Here is a 19,300-nt window from a genome sequence, read left to right as displayed (position 1 = left end):
CGGATGGGATGCGAAGCGGGAGGAGGGCGACGGTGATCCCGTCGCGCTATTGATCCAAATTGCGTTTGAACTAGGAGACGCACAAATGAAATTGAAGCAACTGTGTCTGGCGGCAGCACTGTGCACGCTGGCGGGTGGTGCAATGACGGCGGCATCGGCCCAGGAAGTCATCAAGCTGGGCTTTGCTGCCCCGATGTCGGGTCCGCAAGCGCAATACGGCACGGACATGAAGAACGGCGCGACGCTGGCCGTTGAAGAGTTCAACGCCACCAAGCCGAAGATCGCCGGCAAGGACGTCAAGTTCCAGCTCATGGCGGAAGATGACCAGGCTGACCCGAAGACCGGTACGGCAGTCGCCCAGAAGCTGGTGGACAGCGGCATCAAGGGCATGCTCGGCCACTTCAATTCGGGTACCAGCATCCCGGCGTCGCGCGTGTACAACCAGGCCGGCATCGCGCAGATCGCCATGGCAACCGCGCCGGAATACACCAAGCAAGGCTACAAGACGACGTTCCGCATGATGACTTCCGATACCCAGCAGGGTTCGGTGGTCGGCACGTTCGCCGTCAAGAAGCTGGGCTACAAGAACATCGCCATCGTTGATGACCGCACGGCCTACGGCCAGGGTCTGGCCGACGAGTTCGAGAAGGCTGCCAAGGCTGCCGGCGCCACCATCGTGCGTCGCGAATTCACCAACGACAAGGCCAGCGACTTCAAGGCCATCCTCACGCAGATCAAGAGCAAGAACCCGGACGCCGTGTTCTACGGTGGCGCCGAAGGCCAATCGGCGCCGCTGCTCAAGCAGATGCGCGAGCTGGGCATGAAGTCCACGCTCATGTCGGGCGAAATGTCCAAGACCGACGACTTCATCAAGCTGGCCGGCCCGCAAGCGGCGGAAGGCATGGTGGCATCGCTGGCCGGTCTGCCGCTGGAGCAGATGCCGGGCGGCGCTGGCTACAAGGCCCGCTATGAGAAGCGTTTCGGCACGCCGGTGCAGACGTACTCGCCGTACGCCTACGACGGCGCGATGGCGCTGATGAAGGCGATGGTGGCTGCGGGTTCGTCCGACCCGGCCAAGTACCTGCCGATCCTGGCTGCCACCAACACGCAAGGCGTGACCGCCAAGCACTACGCCTACGACGACAAGGGCGACCTGAAGGACGGCGGCATCACCGTCTACAAGGTCACCGGCGGCAAGTGGACGCCGCTGGAGAGCGTGGGCGGCAAGTAATCCGACCGGCTCTCAGCCATTCGCAGTATGAAAACCGCCCTCCGGGGCGGTTTTTCTTTTCCGGCGGCCAGAGGCGCAGAACATAGAGTTGTCGCCATCTGCATCCAAAATCATCGATCTATTATTAAATATCGTGTAACAAGGGCCTAACGCGTGTCAGTGCTTGGCTGACTTTCCCGAAGGGGTGCTTCGGGTACCATGTCGCCCATGACAGGACTTCACGATCTCTTCCCTTCGTGGCCGCCCGCGCCTGGCGGTCTTTTCTGGATCGGCCTGGCGCTGGTCGGCGCGGCGCTGTGTGGCGAGTTTGCGCGTGCGGCGCTCAAGCTGCCCCGTATCGTCGGTTATGCGGCGGCGGGGCTGGTGGCCGGCGTGCTCGGCCGCCCGCTCATCGACACCGACATGCTCGACCAGACCCACATCCTGATCGAGATGGCGCTGGCGTTGGCGCTGTTCGAGCTGGGGCACCGGCTGTCGTTCGAGTGGCTGCGTGCCAACCGTTGGCTGTTGCTCACCAGTGGCTTCGAGAGCCTGCTGACTTGGGGCCTGGTCACCTGGGTGTTGCAGCTGTTTGGCGTGACGTCGTCGGTGGCGGTGGCCGCAGGCGCCATCGCGGTGGCCACGTCCCCGACGGTGCTCCTGCAACTCAAGAACGAACTGCGCGCCGAAGGCCAGGTGACGGAGCGATTGCTCTCGCTGGGCGCGCTCAACAGCATCTACGCAAGCGTGCTGGTGCCGCTGACCGCCGGCTGGCTGCACAGTGAATACGGCCACTGGGCGGCGGCGCTGATCCACCCGCTCTACCTGCTGGCAGGTTCCGTGCTTCTGGCGTGGATGGTCGGCAAGGTGGGCCATGCGCTGTATCACCGCATGGCGGGTGACGATCACTATGCGTTCCTGGTGCTGGTCGGCCTGGTGCTGTTTGCACTGGCGATGGCCAAGCTGCTCAAGCTGTCGGTACCGCTCACGCTGCTGTTGGCAGGCGTTGTGTTCAAGCACCAGGACGATCACCCGCGCGTGTGGCCGTCGCACTTCGGCAGCGCGGGCAGCATCCTGATCGTGGTGATGATCGTGTCGCTCGGCTTGCCGCTCAAGGCGTCGGACTGGGTGATCGGCGGTGTGGCGGCGGTGGCGTTGGTGCTGTCGCGCTTTATCGCCAAACTGGCGGCCACGACGGCGCTGGGCTCGTTCACGGGCCTGTCGATGCGGCAGAGCATCGCGCTGGGCCTGGCCCTTGGGCCCATGTCCGGACTGTCATGGTTGCTGATGCACGATACGGCGGCTTTGTATCCGCAAACCGGTGGTCCGCTGGCGGCCATCATCCTGTGCACGCTGGCGATCCAGCAGATTGCTGCGCCGATCCTGACCGCGCGTTCGCTGCGCTGGGCAGGTGAGGTGCGACAAGACGAAGGGAGGCACTGAGCCCCATGTCCCTCGAACCATTCTCGAAATCCGAAGCCCTGACGTTTGGCGTCGAGCTGGAATTGCAGCTCGTCAATCGTCATGACTACGACCTTGCCTCGGCGTCGCCCGACCTGCTGCGCATGCTCAAGGGCAAGGAATACCCCGGCGACATCAAGCCGGAGATCACCGATTCGATGATCGAAATCTCCACCGGCATCTGCCACAGCCATGACGAGGCACTCTGGCAGTTGCGCGAGATGCGCGACCGCATGGCTGAAGCCGCCACGGCGCTGAACATCGGCATCTGCGGCGGCGGCACCCATCCGTTCCAGCAGTGGAGCCAGCGCCAGATTTCACAATCGCCGCGCTATCAGTACATCTCGGATCTGTACGGTTACCTCGCCAAGCAGTTCACCGTGTTCGGGCAGCACGTGCATATTGGCTGCCCGAATCCGGACGATGCGCTGTACCTGCTGCACGCCATGTCGCGCTACGTGCCGCACTTCATTGCGCTGGCCGCGTCGTCGCCGTTCGTGCAGGGCGTGGATACGGGGTTTGCTTCCGCGCGCATGAACTCGGTCAGCGCCTTCCCGATGTCGGGCCGCGCGCCGTTCGTGTTGACGTGGGACGCCTTCATCGCGTACTTCGACAAGATGCACGCCACCGGCGTCATCGAAAGCATGAAAGACTTCTATTGGGACATCCGCCCCAAGCCCGAATTCGGCACGATCGAAGTCCGCGTGATGGACACCCCGCTGACCGTTGAACGCGCCGCCGCCATCGCCGCCTATATCCAGGCGCTGGGCCGCTGGCTGCTGCTCGATCGCCCGTTCATGCCCGTGGAAGACGATTACCTCGTCTACACCTTCAACCGCTTCCAGGCATGCCGTTTTGGACTGGCCGGCGAATACGTCGACCCGGCCACGGGCAACCGTGGCGCGCTCGCCGATCACATCCTGGAAACAAGCAAGCTGCTGTCGGCGCATGCCGAGGCGCTGTCGTCCGAAGGCGCGCTCGACATGGTGCGGGAGGTGGTGGAGGCGCGCGATGCGGATGCCGAATGGATCCGCGCGGCGCAACGTGAAACCCGCAACCTGCATGAGACCGTGCGACGCGGTTGCGGGCGCTGGACACAGGCGGCAACGCAGCCCGCCTGACGCATCGAGGAACGGTCAGTCGCTGCGGACCGTTCCCGGCGCTTCCAGCCAGCGCTGCATGAACACGAGGTCGAGCCACTGGCCATGCTTGATGGCGGCCTCGGGCATGCGGCCCACTTCCTTGAAGCCGAGCTTTTCATGCAGGCGGATCGAGCCTGCATTGGCACCGTCGATGGCGCCCACCATCAGGTGTTTGCCCAGGGCAGCGGCACTTTCGCACAGCGCCTCGACCAGCCGGCTGCCCAGCCCCTTGCCACGCCAGTCGCGGTGAATGTGCACCGAGTGCTCGACGGTGGTACGAAAGCCCGGGTACGGCCGGAAATCCCCAAACGATGCAACGCCTGCCACCTGCCCATCATCGTCGGCGACCAGCACCGGATACCCCTGCGTGGCACGCAAAGCCAGCCACGCGGTGCGGTCTTCCAGCGTGACGGGTGTTTCGGTGTAGATCGCATTGGAGGTGGCGATCACGTCGTTGTAGATGGCGAGGATGGCCGGCAGGTCGGCCTGCGTTGCGTCGCGGAGCAGCATGTTGCGGGATGGGTTCAGTGAGTCGGACGCACCGCGAGAACGCGGCGCGCGAAGGCCCAGCATACCAAGGCGAATACGATCAGCCCAAGCCATTGCGCCGTGCCTTCAAACGACGCGCCCACGATCGCCAGCGGCGCATCCTTGCCCGTGGCGCCGATCACTGCCGCCATCAGCACACCCACCAGGCTTTCACCCACGATCAGGCCCGACGCCAGCAGCACGCCGTGGCGGTTCGGCACCTCGGCATAGCGCGCATATGGCACGCCGGCGGCCTGTGCGCGCCTGGCAAGAATTTTCTCGATGACCCACGCCAGCACCGCGCCGGTCACGAGCACCGTGCTGATCGTCGGCGGCAGGTAGATGCCAATACCGACTGCCAGCACGGGCAGCCGGGCGACACCGCCACGCTGCTTGAGCGCCCAGTCCACAGCGATCAGCAACACGCCGATGACGATGCCCGCAATCACCATGTTCCATTCCAGCTGGTGCGTGAAGATGCCGGTGGCAATGGCCGTCATGAGCGTGGCCTGCGGTGCGGACAGCGCCTGCGCGGCGTCCATGCCGGCACGCGGCAACGCGCCCGGGAAGCCATACGCGTTGTACAGCAGCTCCAGCACCGGCGAGATGACTGCCGCGCCCGCCACGCAGCCGATCAGCAGCGCCACCTGCTGGCGCCACGGCGTGGCCCCGACCAGCCAGCCGGTCTTCAGATCCTGCAGGTTGTCGTTGGAGATGGTCGCCACGGCCACCACGGCCGACGTTGTGAAGATCGCCAGCGCAATGCCCAGCTTGCTCGCTTCGGGCGAACCCACGATGCCGTTGTCCGCGCCGATGGCCAACAGCAGCAGCGACACCAAGGTGATGGCGATGATGCCGATGCCCGAAATCGGGCTCGACGACGAACCGATCAGCCCGGCCATGTAGCCGCACGCCGCCGCCACCAGAAAGCCGAACACCACTGCAAAGATCACCGCGCAGGTGATCAGCGTCCAGCGCGAGCCGACCGACAGCATGGTCGGCGCCAGGAATGCGGCAAAGGTGATCACCAGCACCACGACCATGGCCAGCGTCACCAGCAGAATCCAGCGCGGCGCCATGTCCTGCTCGGTGCGCAGCGTGCCGTCGGCTTTCGGGCGCAGGCTGCCGAACGAGCGCTTCACGCCTTGCACCACCGGGCCGATCAGCGTGCCCAGCGTCCACACGGCCGCCACGGCAATCACGCCTGCGCCGATAAAGCGCACCTGCGTGCGCCAGATATCGGTACCAAACGCCGAGAGCGCCTTGCCGGCCGGGATCGGCGTGATGGAGGTCAGATACGGCACGGCGATGCCCCAGGCGATCACCAGGCCCACCAGCATGGCCAGCCCGGCCACCAGGCCAATCAGGTAGCCCGCGCCCAGCAGCGCGGTTGAAAAGCCCAGCGGCAAGCGCACCACCGCAGCACCGGCTGCGAACCACCAGCTCGCGCCTTCGCCCAGCAGGCGCAGGCCGCTGGTGGCAAACGCCACGATGGCCGCGACGACGCCGCCCGCGGCCAGATCGCGCATGCCGGTGGCGGCGGGCACCGCATCGCCATCGGCCGCATCTTCACCGTCCGCCGGCTGGCCACTGCCCACGCGCAGGATTTCTGCTGCTGCGACGCCTTCGGGGTAAGGCAGGTCGCTCTGCACCACCATCGCGTGGCGCAGCGGAATCGTGAACACCACGCCCAGCATGCCGCCCGCCATGCAGACTCCAAACGTTTGCCAAAACGGGAAGCCTTGCCAGTGCCCGATCATCACCAGGCCGGGCAGGATGAAGATGATCGAAGACAGCGTCCCGGCCGCAGACGCCTGCGTCTGCACCATGTTGTTCTCGAGGATGTTCGTGCCGCCGAGCATGCGCAGCACCGCCATCGAAATCACCGCTGCGGGAATCGCCGATGAGAACGTCAGGCCGACTTTCAGGCCCAGGTACACGTTTGAAGCGGTAAAGATCACGGTGATGATCGCGCCGAGGATCATGCCGCGCAGCGTCAGCTCAGGCAGGGTCGCTGCCGGAATGTGCTTGGGAGGATGGAGGGATTGCATCCTGCGGGTCTCCAAAGAAGGTTCTTGTGGCGCGGATTATAGGAGTGGACGGGGGCGGGGGCGCGGTGGATTTTTTTGGTGTGTCCTCTAGATTTTTTGTTTTTGGTGCATCCCTTGTTTCATCCCCTGCCGGGAACGAAAGGGAGATGGACCACCAACGCAAAAACCAAAATCAACACTCCACAATATTCACCGCCAACCCACCCCGCGCCGTCTCCTTGTACTTCGTCTTCATATCCGCCCCCGTCTCCCGCATCGTCTTGATCACGGAGTCGAGCGAAACATAATGCGTGCCATCCCCCCGCAACGCCATGCGCGCCGCATTCACCGCCTTCACAGACGCCATCGCATTGCGCTCGATGCACGGAATCTGCACCAGCCCGCCAACCGGGTCGCATGTCAGCCCCAGGTTGTGCTCCATGCCAATCTCAGCAGCGTTTTCCACCTGCGCGGGCGTGCCGCCGAGCACCGCAGCGAGTGCGCCCGCCGCCATGGAACACGCCACACCGACTTCGCCCTGGCAGCCGACTTCCGCGCCCGAGATCGACGCGTTCATCTTGTAAAGCATGCCGATCGCGCCAGCGGTGAGCAGAAAATCCACGATGCCGTTGTCGTTCGCGCCGGGAACGAAGCGGTCGTAGTAATGCATCACGGCCGGGATGATCCCGGCTGCGCCGTTGGTCGGTGCCGTGACGACGCGCCCGCCCGCGGCGTTCTCTTCGTTCACGGCAATCGCATACAGGTTCACCCAATCGATGACCGACAGCGGATCGGACAGCGTACGTTCGGCCTGCACCGTGAGCGTTGAATACAACTCGGCCGCACGGCGCCGCACGTGGAATGGGCCCGGCAGTTCGCCTTCCGTGCGGCAGCCGCGCGCCACGCACGCCTGCATCACGTGCCAGATGTTGAGCAGACCGGCGCGCACTTCGGCTTCGGTGCGCCACGTCAGTTCGTTTTCGAGCATCAGGCGGGCGATGGATTTGCCCGTCGATTCGCACATCGCCAGCAGTTCTTTGCCGCTGCGGAACGGATGCGGCAATTGGTCATGTGCGGCCAGCACCTGCGTGTTCGGTGCGCCAGCGGTGACGACAAAGCCGCCGCCGACCGACAGATAGCGCGCTTCGCGCAGCCGCTCGCCTGCTGCATCGAAGGCGTGGAACTTCATGCCGTTCGGGTGCTCTGCCATCGCCTCGCGGCGATAGAAGGCGATGTGCTCCTTCTCGGTAAAGCGCACCGCGTGACGGCCCAGCAGCGACAGCGACTGCGAGGCGCGCAGCGCCGCCAGCTTGGCATCGATGGTGTCGGGGTCGATGGTGTCCGGCGCCTCGCCCATCAGGCCGAGGATGACGCCGCGGTCCGTGCCGTGGCCCTTGCCGGTGGCGCCGAGCGAACCGTACAGCTCGACGCGGACACTGGCGACTTGCGGCATCAGCCCATCGGCTTCGAGGCCGGAGGCGAACATCAGCGCGGCGCGCATCGGCCCGACGGTGTGCGAGCTGGACGGACCAATGCCGATCTTGAAGAGGTCGAAAACAGAAACAGCCATGGGTAAGGCTCCGGGGGCGTTTTGCAAAAGGGGCGAGTCGGCTTGTGGCCGTCCGCGCACGGGTTGTTCAGATGCAAACGGCCGCCCCGTGGTGCGAGGCGGCCGCCTGTGGCGTAGCGCGATGGCAATCGCGCACCGGGTCGCCGGCTTAGTCCTGCGCGTACTCGCTCATCGGCACGCAGGCGCAGAACAGGTTGCGATCGCCGTAGACGTTGTCGGCGCGGCCAACCGGCGGCCAGTACTTGCGTGCGCGCAACGATGCCACCGGGTAGGCGGCCTGCTCGCGCGTGTATTTGTGCGACCAGTCATCGGCCATCACCACGGCTGCGGTGTGCGGTGCGTGCTTGAGCGGGTTGTCTTCGCGGTCGAATTCGCCCGAGATCACCTTGTCGACTTCGCCGCGGATGGCGATCATCGCGTCGATGAAGCGGTCGAGTTCCACCTTCGGCTCGCTTTCGGTCGGCTCGATCATCAGCGTGCCCGGCACCGGGAAGCTCATCGTCGGTGCGTGGAAGCCGAAGTCCATCAGGCGCTTGGCGATGTCTTCGTTGCTGATGCCCGATTCCTTCTGCAGCGGACGGATGTCCAGAATGCACTCGTGGGCCACCAGGCCGTGCGCGCCCGTGTACAGCACCGGGTAGTACGGCGCGAGACGCTTGGCTACGTAGTTGGCCGACAGGATGGCCGTCTCGGTGGCGGCGGTCAGGCCCGCGGCGCCCATCATCGCGATGTACATCCACGAGATCGGCAGGATCGACGCCGAGCCGAACGCCGACGCCGACACATTGCCGATGTTCTGGCTGGCATCTTCACCCGACGCCGCGCGGCCGGGCAGGAACGGCGCGAGGTGCGCACCCACGGCCACCGGACCAACGCCCGGGCCGCCGCCGCCGTGCGGAATGCAGAACGTCTTGTGCAGGTTCAGGTGCGAGACGTCGCCGCCGAAGTGGCCCGGTGCGGCGGTGCCGACCATGGCGTTCATGTTGGCGCCGTCCACGTAGACCTGGCCGCCGTGGCTGTGCACGATTTCGCAGACGCGCTTCACGCCTTCCTCGAACACGCCGTGCGTGGACGGGTAGGTGATCATGATCGCCGCGAGGTTCTTGCTGTGCTCGGCCGCCTTCTTCTCCAGATCGGCCAGATCGACGTTGCCGCGCTCATCACACGCCACGACAACGACCTGCATGCCGGCCATCTGCGCCGATGCCGGGTTCGTACCGTGCGCCGACGATGGGATCAGGCACACGTTGCGGTGCGCTTCGCCACGGCTGGCGTGGTAGGCGTGAATGATCAGCAGACCGGCGTATTCACCTTGCGAACCCGCGTTCGGCTGCAGGCTCACGGCGGCGTAGCCGGTGGCGGCGCACAGCATCTGTTCGAGCTGGTCGATCATCTCGCGGTAGCCGACGGTCTGGTCGGCCGGTGCGAACGGGTGGATGTTCGAAAACTCGGGCCACGTCACCGGCAGCATTTCTGCGGTGGCGTTGAGCTTCATCGTGCACGAGCCCAGCGGGATCATCGTGCGGTCCAGCGCGAGATCCTTGTCGGCGAGGCTGCGCAGGTAGCGCAGCATTTCGTGCTCCGAGTGGTGCGCGTTGAACACCGGGTGCGTCAGGTACGCGCTCTGGCGCACCAGCGAGGCCGGATACGCATCGGCGACGCCCGCTTCGGTCTGGTCGAAGTCCGGTGCGGCGGCGTGGGCGGCATGCGCGAAGACTTCCCACAGCGCCACGACGTCGGCGCGCGTGACGGTCTCGTCCAGCGAGATGCCCAGTCGTGCGTCGTCGATCTGGCGCAGGTTGATGCCGTGCGCCTGTGCTGCGATGTGCAGGTTCGCGGTGCGCGGGCCAGTGACAACGGTCAGCGTGTCGAAGAAGGCGTCGGATTCCAGCGTGTAGCCGATCGCGCGCAGGCCGGCGGCCAGCGTGGCGCTCAGGCGGTGCACGCGCTGGGCGATGCGCTTCAGGCCTTGCGGGCCGTGGTAGACGGCGTACATCGATGCCATCACCCCCAGCAGCACCTGCGCGGTACAGATGTTCGAGGTCGCCTTCTCACGACGGATGTGCTGTTCGCGCGTTTGCAGTGCGAGGCGGTAGGCCGGATTGCCTTGCGCATCGATCGTCACGCCGACCAGTCGGCCGGGCATCGAGCGCTTGAACGCATCGCGCACGGCCATGTAACCGGCGTGCGGGCCGCCGAAACCGAACGGCACGCCAAAACGCTGCGTATTGCCGATCACGACGTCGGCACCCCATTCGCCCGGCGCGGCCAGCAGCGTGAGCGCCAGCAGGTCGGCGGCGGCTACGACCAGACCGCCGGCGGCGTGCACGGCATCGGTCAGGGCCTGGTACGTCGCCAGATCGCCCAGCAGCGCACCGTTGGCGCCCGGGTATTGCAGCAGCACGCCAAACGCATCGTGCTTGGCAGCGTCGGCCGCTGGGCCGGTCACCACTTGCACGCCGATCGGCTCGGCGCGCGTGCGCACGACTTCCAGCGTTTGCGGCAGCACGTCGTCCGCCACGAAGAACACGGTCGACTTCGACTTGCCAATGCGCTGCAGCAGCGTCATGGCTTCAGCTGCGGCGGTCGCTTCGTCCAGCATCGACGCATTGGCGATGTCCATGGCCGTCAGGTCGATCACCATCTGCTGGAAGTTCAGCATCGCTTCCAGGCGGCCCTGCGAGATTTCCGGCTGATACGGCGTGTACGCCGTGTACCAGGCAGGGTTCTCGAGGATGTTGCGCAGGATGACGCCTGGCGTATGCGTGCCGTAATAGCCCTGGCCGATCAGGCTCTTGACCACGCGGTTCTGCCCGGCGATGCCGCGCAGCTTGGCAAGCGCCGCTTCTTCGGTCAGCGGCTGCGTGAATTCGCCCAGCGGCATGCCGTCCTGGCGGCGGATGGCCGGCGGAATCACGGCGTCGATCAGCGCGGCGCGGCTGGTGTAGCCCAGCGTGCCGAGCATGGCGGTCTGCTCGTCGGCAGACGGGCCGATGTGGCGGTGCGCGAAGGCGTCGCGCGCCTCCAGGTCAGCCAACGTCGGGCGTTCGGCGGCAAGCGCCGAGGAAGCGGGGTGCGGAGCGTTCATGGCAAGGGCTCGAAATTCAGGCGATGCAAGCAATGGCCGATGCGCGGCGCAGGTCAGGGCGCGCGCACCGGCCGGAGGACCGGCTTAGCCGATCTTGGCTTCGTAATCAGCAGCCGACATCAGGGCGTTCACGTCGTCGGCGTTGGCCGGCTTGATCTTGAACAGCCAAGCGTCGTAGGCGCCTGCGTTCACGGATTCCGGCGCGCCCGCGGCATCTGCGTTGTTGGCGACGATCTCGCCGGCCACCGGGGCGAAGATGTCGGAAGCGGCCTTGACCGACTCCACCACGGCAATCGCTTCGTCCTTGGCGACGGCGCGGCCGGCTTCCGGCAGCTCCAGGAAGACGATGTCGCCGAGCTGTTCCTGCGCGAAGTCGGTAATGCCGATGGTCAGCGTGCCGTCGGCTTCAACGCGGATCCACTCGTCGTGTTCGGTGTACTTCAGATCGGCGGGGACGTTGCTCATGAAAGGTTTCTCCGGAAGATGGGTATGGGGGAATGCAGATTCGGTGTTCAGCTGACCAGCGCCTTGCCATTGCGCACGAACGGCAGTTTAACCACAGTCGCGGTCAACTTGCGGTCGCGAATTTCGACCTGCACGTCGGTGCCGACGGGCACCTCCTTGGGCAGGCGCGCCAGTGCGATGGAGAGCGACAGGCTCGGGCTGAACGTGCCGCTGGTGATCTCGCCGTCACCGGCGGCGGTGATGACTTTCTGGTGGGCGCGCAGCACGCCGCCCTTGTCGCGCAGGATCAGGCCGACGAACTGTTCGCGTTGTCCACCGGCTTGCAGCGCGGCCTTGCCGGTGAAGTCGCGTTCGCTTTGCAGGTCGACCGTCCAGGCGAGGCCGGCGTCGAGCGGCGAGACGTGCTCGTCCATGTCCTGGCCGTAGAGGTTCATGCCGGCTTCCAGGCGCAGCGTGTCGCGCGCGCCCAGGCCTGCCGGGCGCACGCCGGCCTGCAGCAGGCGCTCCCACACGCCCGCAATCTGCGCGGCCGGCACCACCAGTTCGAAACCGTCTTCACCGGTGTAGCCGGTTCGGGCCACCATGATCTCGCCCACGTTTTCCACGGTGACGAAGCCCGCGTTGAACGGCTTGAGCGCGTCGCCCACGGCCTGCGAGCCGGGCAGCGCGGCGTAGGTCTTGGCACGCGCGTTCGGGCCTTGCACCGCCAGGATGCCCAGTGGCTCGGCGCCCGCGTTGTTGTCGGAGCGGCGCGGCGTGATCGTCACGTCGGTGCCGGCGGCGGCGTTCTGCGCGACGATCCATTCCAGGTCCGTCGGGGCGGTGCCTGCGTTGACCACCAAGCGGAACCAGTCTTCGCGGAAGAAGTAGACGATCAGATCGTCGATCACGCCGCCCTTGGGGTTCAGCATGCAACTGTAGAGCGCCTTGCCGGGCGTCTGGAGCTTGTCGACATTGTTGGCGAGCAGCCCACGCAGGAAGTCGCGCACGCGCGCGCCGGTGAGGTCGACCACGCACATGTGCGAGACGTCGAAGACGCCGGCGTCCTGGCGCACGGCGTGGTGCTCTTCGATTTGGGAGCCGTAGTTGACGGGCATGTCCCAGCCGCCAAAGTCGACCATGCGGGCGCCCAGCGAGCGGTGGATGGCATTGAGCGGCGTGTGTTGGAGCGTCATGGAATCTCTCGGCAGAGGCGCCGCCACTGTGGCCGGGCGCGGCGCGTTATTCGGGACCAGAAAAGCAAAAAGGCCACCCGCGCAGCCTGATGCCTCATGGTGACGCCATGAAGATCAACAAGCTGCGCAGATGGCCCCTCTGTCCTTGGTACCTGAGAGATTGCGAAGCGGGGCGCATAGCGGTGCGCGCCGTTCGTGAGCCCCTTCGGTGGGCGCCCGCAGTGGTCGTGCGGCGCCAGCTCTCCAGAGTGCGGTCGGACGCATGTCCGCCGATCCGCCCGGTCCTGGATGCCTGAGAGTTTTCGGGTGCTACCCCTTCGGCGGCGCCTTGCCGTGTACGGCGGGCACGCTCTCCCGGATGGATGGGCGGAATTTACGGAAGGGGGATGGGATTGTCAATCAGGACAAATCGATGGCGCATTTTGGCAGCCACACAGCCAAAAACGGCCACACCTTCGGGGCGCTGGCGGGGCCGCCAACCCAAAGCGTGTGGCCGGAGTGCGGGTGTTGGTTGGTGTTGCTTCGACTTACTTGCCGATTTGGCGACTGACCTGGTTTTCCTGCTGGTTCAGCGTGCGCTGTTCCTGCTTGGTGATGTGCCCACCGTTTTGCGAGGCCATGTCGCGCTCTTCCTGGCGAATCTGGCGGTCTTCCTTGTGCAGCTGGCGCGCCTGGCCCTTGGTGATTTCGCCTTCCTTCACTTCGTTGTGGATACGCTTGTTCTGGTTGGCGAGGCGGTGGTTGACCTCGGCGCGGCGCGGGTGGTCCTTTTGCCATTGCGTCTGGGCGAAGGCGCCGGTGGTGGCGGACAGGGCGACGGCGGTTACGGCCAGGATCTTGGCGATGCGGTTCATGGTTTCTTCCTCCGGTGGGCGGCTGACCGATTCAGCCGCTGTCCCGTCCATAACGGCACGTTTTGGCTCCGGGCTGACCGCCATCGTGTAACGGGGCGTAAGCGGTGTAACGGCCGGAAGCAAAGCGAGGGGCGCAAACGCGTGCGGTGCGGTATTGGCACCTCCGACAGCGCCCCGGCAAACGGCTTTTCATCGGCTCAATCGATGCAAACGCGCCGTGCTACCATCGCCCTCCGCTGTCGTTCCCGCCTGCTTTTTCTTCCGCCTGTTCCCATGTCTTCCGGTCTCGCCCACGGGCTCAATGCTGCCCAATCCGAAGGTGTGCATTACCTCGACGGCCCATGCCTGGTGCTGGCCGGGGCGGGCTCGGGCAAGACGCGCGTGATCACGCAGAAGATCGCGCACCTGATCCTCGACAAGGGCTTCGAGCCGCGTCACATCGCCGCCGTCACGTTCACCAACAAGGCGGCCAAGGAAATGCAGGAGCGCGTGGCCAAGCTGATGGACGGCAAGACGCGCGAAGACGGCAAGCGCATTCCCATCAAGCAGTTGACGGTCTGTACGTTCCACTCGCTGGGCGTGCAGATCCTGCGGGCCGAAGCCGAGCACGTGGGCCTGAAGCCGCGCTTCTCGATCATGGATTCGGACGACTGCTTCGGGATGATCCAGGAGCAGTTGGCGACCACCGACAAGCAGTTGATCCGCCGCGTGCAGAGCACGATCTCGCTGTGGAAAAACGGTCTCGTCGATCCGGACACCGCGATTGCCGAGGCGCTCGCCAACAACAATGTTGATGATCACCAGGCGGCGCTCGTCTACCGCAACTACGTCGCGACGCTGCATGCGTATCAGGCCGTGGACTTTGATGACCTGATCCGCATTCCCGCCGAGCTGTTCGCGCGCAATGAAGAGGTGCGCCTGAAGTGGCAGAACCGTCTGCGCTACTTCCTCGTCGATGAATACCAGGACACCAACGCTTGCCAGTATCAACTGTTGAAGCTGCTGGCGGGGGGCTCGCACTTGCGTGCGCCGGCCTTCACGGCGGTGGGCGACGACGATCAGGCCATCTATGGCTGGCGCGGCGCCACGCTCGACAACCTCAAGCTGCTGCAGACGGATTTCCCGAACCTGAAGGTCATCAAGCTGGAGCAAAACTACCGCTCCACGGTGCGCATTCTGAATGCCGCCAACGCGGTCATCGCGCAGAACCCGAAGCTGTTCGAGAAGACGTTGTGGAGCGAGCACGGCATGGGCGACGCCATCAACGTGACGAGCGCCAATGACGAGGAGCACGAAGCCGAGAGCGTCGTCTTCAAGCTGTCCGCCCACAAGTTCGAGCGCCGCGCGCAGTTTCGGGATTACGCGATTCTGTATCGCGGCAACTTCCAGGCGCGTCTGTTCGAGCAGATCCTGCGGCGCGAGCGCATTCCGTACGTGCTCTCGGGTGGGCAGAGCTTTTTCGACAAGGCCGAGATCAAGGATCTGTGCGCGTATCTGCGCCTGATTGCCAACGCGGATGATGATCCTGCGTTCATCCGCGCCATCACCACACCCAAGCGCGGTGTGGGGAATGCGACGCTCGAAGTGCTGGGTTCGTTTGCGGGGCAGGCCAAGGTGTCGCTGTTCGAGGCGGCGATGATGGGCGGTATCGAAGCACAGCTTGCGCCGCGCCAGCTTGAGCCGTTGCGCGTGTTCTGCGAGTTCATCGTGCGGCTGTCGGACCGCGCCGCCAAGGAGCCTGCTGCCACGCTGCTCGACGAGATGATGGAAGGCATCCATTACGAGGCCTACCTGTACGACACCTATGACGAGCGCCAGGCCCAGAACAAGTGGACCAACGTGCTGGAGTTTCTCGACTGGCTCAAGCGCAAGGGCACCAAGCCGGAGAAGGAAAGCGAAGAAGACGCCACCGGTTTCGACAATGCCGATGGCCTGATGGACGCCGGCAAGAACCTGCTGGAACTCACGCAGACCATCGCGCTGATCAGCATGCTCGAAGGCCGGGAAGAGGACCCGGATGCGGTGCGCCTGTCCACGCTGCATGCGAGCAAGGGGCTGGAGTATCCGCACGTGTTCCTGGTCGGCGTGGAAGAGGGCATCTTGCCGCACTGCCGCGAAGACGATGAGTTGACCGACGAGAAGATCGAAGAAGAACGGCGGCTGATGTATGTGGGTATCACGCGGGCACAGCGCAGCCTGCATATCAGCTGGTGCAAGAAGCGCAAGCGCGCGCGAGAGACGGTGGTGTGTGAGCCGTCGCGCTATATCGCCGAGATGAAGCTTGGGGAAGATGCCGGCCCGACGCCGGAGGACACCATGCCGGCGATGTCGCCGAAGGATCGGTTGGGAGCGTTGAAGGGGTTGCTGGCGGCTAAGAAACCTGTGGCTTCGTGAGGGGGTTTTGGTTTTTGGTTTTGGTGCATCCCTTGTTTCATCCCCTGCCGGGGCTGACTCACTTTCTTTGTCTTGCCAAAGAAAGTAAGCAAAGAAAGGCGCGCCCGAGATGGCGAAAGATTCCTTCAATTTCCGTAACCGGGCGGAGGCGGGGAAAACTCGCTGCGCTCAGACAGTTCCCCGCCTTTTTTCCGCCCGCTTACGAAAATTGAAGGCGCCATCTAGGGCAGGAAAGTCAAAGGACAAAAGCCACACCCTCGGGGCGCAAGCCCAAACGAAAAGGCCAACCTCACGACGGGTTGGCCTTTCTCTTTTGACGTTGAGCCCTTGATGGCGCCTTGAATTTTTGTGAGCGGGCGGAAAAAGGAAGGAGGCTTGTCTGAGCGAAGCGAGTTTGCCTCCTTCCCCGCCCGGTTACAGAAATTCAAGGGGAAGTCGCCATCTCGGGCGCGCCTTTCTTTTGCTTACTTTTCTTTGGCAAGACAAAGAAAAGTAAGTCGGTCCCGGCAGGGAACGAAAGGAGGGCGGACCACCAAGCCAGAATCAATTCCCCGCTCCCTGAATGTAATTCAGATCAACAAACTCGCTTCCCCGATTTCCACGCGTGAAATCCAGCGTGAACCCGCCCACATCAACGCGCGTCTGCAACGCGCGCCGCAGTTCCACGCCGGTCATCTTGCCGCCCGCGGCATTCATCGCCTGAATCAAATACACCGCGGCGATATACCCCGATAGCGTCGCAGCGGAAGGCGGTTCATCCAGAAACTGCTTCATCCGCGCCATATGCTCGCGCGCGACTTTGGTGACGCCGCTGGCCGGGTTTGGCACCGTCTGGGCGAGCAGCATGCCGCCGCTGTAGCCGGAGCCCAGGATTTCGCGCGCCACTTGAGGGTTGACGGACGACAGCCCGACCAGAAAGCCATACCAGCCCTGCTGCGCCAGCGCACGTCCGACGGTGGCGTAGGTGAGCGTGTCGCCGGCGATGATCACCGCTGTTGGCTTTGTCGGCGCGATGCGGGCCGCAAGCTCGGCCGGGTCTCCGGTAAGTGTGTAAAGGTCCAGCGTTTCGGCAGCATTTCCCTTGGCGATCGAGCCACGCAGACGCACCCCGAGTTGCGGATCGAAGCCCGCTGCCGTGACGAGTGCAATCCGCCGCATGCCGAACTGCCGCAGCCGGTTGTGCGCGGCGACGATTTCGTGGTCGTAATCGGGGCGGATGAACAAAACGTTGTCGGCGGTCGACGTCGCACCTGAGAGCGGGGCGAGCAACGGCACATTGCGCCGTGCGATCTCGGGAGACGCTGCCAGCACCGGCAGCAAGCGTTCGCTTACGCCAAAGAGCAACTCGACATGGTCGCGTTCGATCATGTCAACGGCCTGCGGGATGGCTTCGTTGAGCGCCGCCTCGCGCCGGACGAGGCTGATGCGCCGGCCCTTGATGCCGCCGCTCTGGTTGGCTGCATCGAAAGCCACCTTGGCGCCCGCCATGAAGTCGCGCGCATAGTCGGCCTGGTCTGCGCCGCGCTCGATCAGTTGCCCCACGACGAACGACGTGCCTTGCGCATGCGCCGTCAGCGTGACGGCCGCCCAGGCCAGTGCGCACGCGCCGCGGCGTGCCAGTCTCTGCCACATGGTGCTTCCCCCAAAAGACGAGTCGACGGCCTGTGCTGTTGTGTTGTTTTGACGGCCTGCGTACGACGGGCGACGAGCCCTTGGCGCCGATCGCCGATGTTAGGGGGCAGAACATGACAGATCGGTGAAGTTGGGGCCCTCCCAACGGAGGGTGAGGCGCGTTTGAACAGGTGTGGACCGACGTTGACACACATCAACGCGGCGCTCACCTGGCAGTTTTAGGATGAGGCATCGCCCCCACAACGATCGCCCCCATGTTTCCGTTCGCCAAGCCGGCCGACAATCCGTCCGCCGCAAATGACACCGCCTTCCGCTGGTCGGCGCCGCAGGTGCGCGCGCTCGCGCAGCGCTTTGATACGCACGGCCCGCGCTACACCTCGTACCCAACGGCCGACCGCTTTCACAACAAATTCGGCAACGCCGATTACCTCGACGCCTTGCACCGCCGCGCCGCGATCGCGCCCGCGCTGCATGCGCCGCTGTCGCTGTACATGCACCTGCCGTTCTGCGCGAACCTTTGCTACTACTGCGGCTGCAACAAGGTCATCACAAAGGATCACTCCCGCAGCGCACGGTACGTTGAAACGCTCGCCCGCGAGATGGCGATGGTCGCCAACCAGATCGGCCCACTGCGCCGCGTGACGCAGTTGCATTGGGGCGGCGGCACGCCGACTTTTCTTGCGCACGACGAAATGCGTGCCGTGATGGCCGCCACGCGCGAGCATTTCGACGTGGCCAACGATGGGGAGATCTCCGTCGAACTCGACCCGCGCCATACCGACGACGCCACGCTCGAAGTATTGGCCGAGATCGGTTTCAACCGCGCAAGCCTGGGCATCCAAGACTTTGACCCCGAGGTCCAGCGCGCGGTCCACCGCATCCAAAGCGTGGAAGAGACACGTCGCGTGGTCGACACCGCGCGCCGGCTGGGCTTCGAGTCGATCAGCTTCGACCTGATCTACGGCTTGCCATATCAGCGCACGGAAACCTTCAACGCCACGCTGGATCGCGTGCTGGAGATGGCGCCCGATCGGCTGTCCGTCTACAGCTATGCGCATCTGCCGCACCTGTTCAAGGCGCAGCGCCGCATCGACATGCTCACGCTGCCTACCGCCGACGAAAAGCTCGACTTGCTCGCCATGACGGTCGAGCGGCTCGTCGCCGAAGGCTATGTCTACATCGGCATGGATCACTTTGCGCGGCCTGACGATGCTCTCGCCGTCGCACAGCGTGAAGGGCGGCTGCAGCGCAATTTCCAGGGCTATTCCACGCACGCCGATTGCGACATGCTGGCGTTTGGCGTGTCCGCCATCAGCCGCGTGGGCGATGTGTATGCGCAGAACGAAAAGGATCTCGACGCGTACTACGCTCGCATCGACGCAGGCGAGCTGGCCGTGCTGCGCGGCATGTCGCTCACGCCGGACGATCACGTGCGCCGCGCGCTGATCGGCGAGTTGATGTGCGGATTTGAATTGAACATGCGCGCATTCGGCGCGCGCCACGGGCTGGACTTCAAGCGCAGTTTTGCGGACGAGTTGCAGGCGCTGGCGCCGCTGGAAGAAGCCGGGCTGGTGAAGGTCGGGGACGAGCGCATCGTCATCACACCGCAAGGGCGGCTGCTCGTGCGCCGCATCGCGATGGTGTTCGATGCGCACCTGCGCGAGGCGGGCACGGAGCGCGCGATGGAAGCCGAGGGCAAGCCCGTCACCTTCGTCCCGCGCTACTCCAAGGTGGTCTGATCTTCCTGCTGG

13 protein-coding genes and 2 riboswitches are annotated in these 19,300 nt (G+C 64.7%); of the genes, 5 read left to right on the top strand and 8 right to left on the bottom strand.

What is annotated here, in order from left to right; translation table 11 throughout:
* Positions 1-85 precede the first annotated feature (85 nt).
* The 3 genes from CFE42_RS14190 to CFE42_RS14180 all read left to right on the top strand — a co-directional run bounded on the left by CFE42_RS14190 (position 86) and on the right by CFE42_RS14180 (position 3,792).
* Positions 86-1,231: a branched-chain amino acid ABC transporter substrate-binding protein gene (locus CFE42_RS14190; protein WP_004628665.1), complete on the top strand. Its 1,146-nt coding sequence runs from the start codon at positions 86-88 to the stop codon at positions 1,229-1,231.
* Positions 1,232-1,429: 198 nt separating this feature from the next.
* Complete coding sequence (locus CFE42_RS14185; RefSeq protein ID WP_004628667.1) at positions 1,430-2,653, top strand: cation:proton antiporter; 1,224 nt, start codon at positions 1,430-1,432, stop codon at positions 2,651-2,653.
* 5 nt (positions 2,654-2,658) lie between these two features.
* The gene (locus CFE42_RS14180; protein ID WP_004628670.1) at positions 2,659-3,792 is read left to right on the top strand and encodes a YbdK family carboxylate-amine ligase; all 1,134 of its coding nucleotides are present in this window, start codon (positions 2,659-2,661) and stop codon (positions 3,790-3,792) included.
* Between the two features lie 15 nt (positions 3,793-3,807).
* On the opposite strand, the gene CFE42_RS14175 is transcribed toward CFE42_RS14180, so the two are convergent.
* The 7 genes from CFE42_RS14175 to CFE42_RS14145 form a co-directional block, all read right to left on the bottom strand.
* Positions 3,808-4,323 carry a GNAT family N-acetyltransferase gene (locus CFE42_RS14175; RefSeq protein ID WP_004628672.1) on the bottom strand — a complete coding sequence of 172 codons (516 nt, stop codon included), beginning with the start codon at positions 4,321-4,323 and terminating at the stop codon, positions 3,808-3,810.
* Positions 4,324-4,337: 14 nt separating this feature from the next.
* Positions 4,338-6,392 (bottom strand): oligopeptide transporter, OPT family, encoded by a 2,055-nt coding sequence (locus tag CFE42_RS14170; protein ID WP_004628674.1) that lies wholly within the window; start codon positions 6,390-6,392, stop codon positions 4,338-4,340.
* Between the two features lie 172 nt (positions 6,393-6,564).
* A complete protein-coding gene (locus CFE42_RS14165; RefSeq protein ID WP_004628676.1) occupies positions 6,565-7,941 on the bottom strand; it encodes an L-serine ammonia-lyase in 1,377 nt (458 codons plus the stop codon).
* A gap of 148 nt (positions 7,942-8,089) precedes the next feature.
* A complete protein-coding gene (gene gcvP / locus CFE42_RS14160) occupies positions 8,090-11,029 on the bottom strand; it encodes an aminomethyl-transferring glycine dehydrogenase (protein ID WP_004628678.1) in 2,940 nt (979 codons plus the stop codon).
* An 84-nt stretch (positions 11,030-11,113) separates the two neighbouring features.
* Complete coding sequence (gene gcvH, locus CFE42_RS14155) at positions 11,114-11,494, bottom strand: glycine cleavage system protein GcvH (protein WP_004628679.1); 381 nt, start codon at positions 11,492-11,494, stop codon at positions 11,114-11,116.
* A gap of 47 nt (positions 11,495-11,541) precedes the next feature.
* Positions 11,542-12,669, bottom strand: a complete 1,128-nt coding sequence (gene gcvT / locus CFE42_RS14150) for a glycine cleavage system aminomethyltransferase GcvT (RefSeq protein WP_004628681.1) — start codon at positions 12,667-12,669, stop codon at positions 11,542-11,544.
* A 129-nt stretch (positions 12,670-12,798) separates the two neighbouring features.
* A riboswitch (glycine riboswitch) is annotated at positions 12,799-12,926 on the bottom strand.
* Between the two features lie 12 nt (positions 12,927-12,938).
* A riboswitch (glycine riboswitch) is annotated at positions 12,939-13,036 on the bottom strand.
* Positions 13,037-13,196: 160 nt separating this feature from the next.
* Positions 13,197-13,523 (bottom strand): hypothetical protein, encoded by a 327-nt coding sequence (locus CFE42_RS14145; RefSeq protein ID WP_004628683.1) that lies wholly within the window; start codon positions 13,521-13,523, stop codon positions 13,197-13,199.
* A 273-nt stretch (positions 13,524-13,796) separates the two neighbouring features.
* Here CFE42_RS14145 and CFE42_RS14140 point away from each other — a divergent pair, with 273 nt between their 5' ends.
* On the top strand, positions 13,797-15,917 hold the full coding sequence (locus CFE42_RS14140; RefSeq protein ID WP_004628685.1) for a UvrD-helicase domain-containing protein: 2,121 nt from the start codon (positions 13,797-13,799) through the stop codon (positions 15,915-15,917).
* 543 nt (positions 15,918-16,460) lie between these two features.
* On the opposite strand, the gene CFE42_RS14135 is transcribed toward CFE42_RS14140, so the two are convergent.
* Positions 16,461-17,549 carry an ABC transporter substrate-binding protein gene (locus tag CFE42_RS14135; protein WP_004628686.1) on the bottom strand — a complete coding sequence of 363 codons (1,089 nt, stop codon included), beginning with the start codon at positions 17,547-17,549 and terminating at the stop codon, positions 16,461-16,463.
* 254 nt (positions 17,550-17,803) lie between these two features.
* On the opposite strand from CFE42_RS14135, the gene hemN reads away from it, so the two are divergent.
* Complete coding sequence (gene hemN / locus CFE42_RS14130; RefSeq protein ID WP_004628688.1) at positions 17,804-19,288, top strand: oxygen-independent coproporphyrinogen III oxidase; 1,485 nt, start codon at positions 17,804-17,806, stop codon at positions 19,286-19,288.
* Positions 19,289-19,300: the final 12 nt, after the last annotated feature.

The sequence above is a fragment of the Ralstonia sp. PBBBR1 genome, from assembly GCF_002256165.1.
Classification (GTDB): domain Bacteria; phylum Pseudomonadota; class Gammaproteobacteria; order Burkholderiales; family Burkholderiaceae; genus Ralstonia; species Ralstonia thomasii.
The sequence above is the reverse complement of the archived record's forward strand: the minus strand, read 5'-3'. Positions and strand labels throughout refer to the sequence as shown.

Excerpts from the sequence above, each read along its gene's own strand:
- CFE42_RS14145 (WP_004628683.1), bottom strand. The coding sequence starts at position 13,523 with ATGAACCGCATCGCCAAGATCCTGGCCGTAACCGCCGTCGCCCTGTCC.
- CFE42_RS14175 (WP_004628672.1), bottom strand. The coding sequence starts at position 4,323 with ATGCTGCTCCGCGACGCAACGCAGGCCGACCTGCCGGCCATCCTCGCC.
- CFE42_RS14190 (WP_004628665.1), top strand. The coding sequence starts at position 86 with ATGAAATTGAAGCAACTGTGTCTGGCGGCAGCACTGTGCACGCTGGCG.
- CFE42_RS14165 (WP_004628676.1), bottom strand. The coding sequence starts at position 7,941 with ATGGCTGTTTCTGTTTTCGACCTCTTCAAGATCGGCATTGGTCCGTCC.
- CFE42_RS14140 (WP_004628685.1), top strand. The coding sequence starts at position 13,797 with ATGTCTTCCGGTCTCGCCCACGGGCTCAATGCTGCCCAATCCGAAGGT.
- CFE42_RS14170 (WP_004628674.1), bottom strand. The coding sequence starts at position 6,392 with ATGCAATCCCTCCATCCTCCCAAGCACATTCCGGCAGCGACCCTGCCT.
- gcvT (WP_004628681.1), bottom strand. The coding sequence starts at position 12,669 with ATGACGCTCCAACACACGCCGCTCAATGCCATCCACCGCTCGCTGGGC.
- gcvH (WP_004628679.1), bottom strand. The coding sequence starts at position 11,494 with ATGAGCAACGTCCCCGCCGATCTGAAGTACACCGAACACGACGAGTGG.
- CFE42_RS14135 (WP_004628686.1), bottom strand. The coding sequence starts at position 17,549 with ATGTGGCAGAGACTGGCACGCCGCGGCGCGTGCGCACTGGCCTGGGCG.
- CFE42_RS14185 (WP_004628667.1), top strand. The coding sequence starts at position 1,430 with ATGTCGCCCATGACAGGACTTCACGATCTCTTCCCTTCGTGGCCGCCC.
- CFE42_RS14180 (WP_004628670.1), top strand. The coding sequence starts at position 2,659 with ATGTCCCTCGAACCATTCTCGAAATCCGAAGCCCTGACGTTTGGCGTC.
- hemN (WP_004628688.1), top strand. The coding sequence starts at position 17,804 with ATGTTTCCGTTCGCCAAGCCGGCCGACAATCCGTCCGCCGCAAATGAC.
- gcvP (WP_004628678.1), bottom strand. The coding sequence starts at position 11,029 with ATGAACGCTCCGCACCCCGCTTCCTCGGCGCTTGCCGCCGAACGCCCG.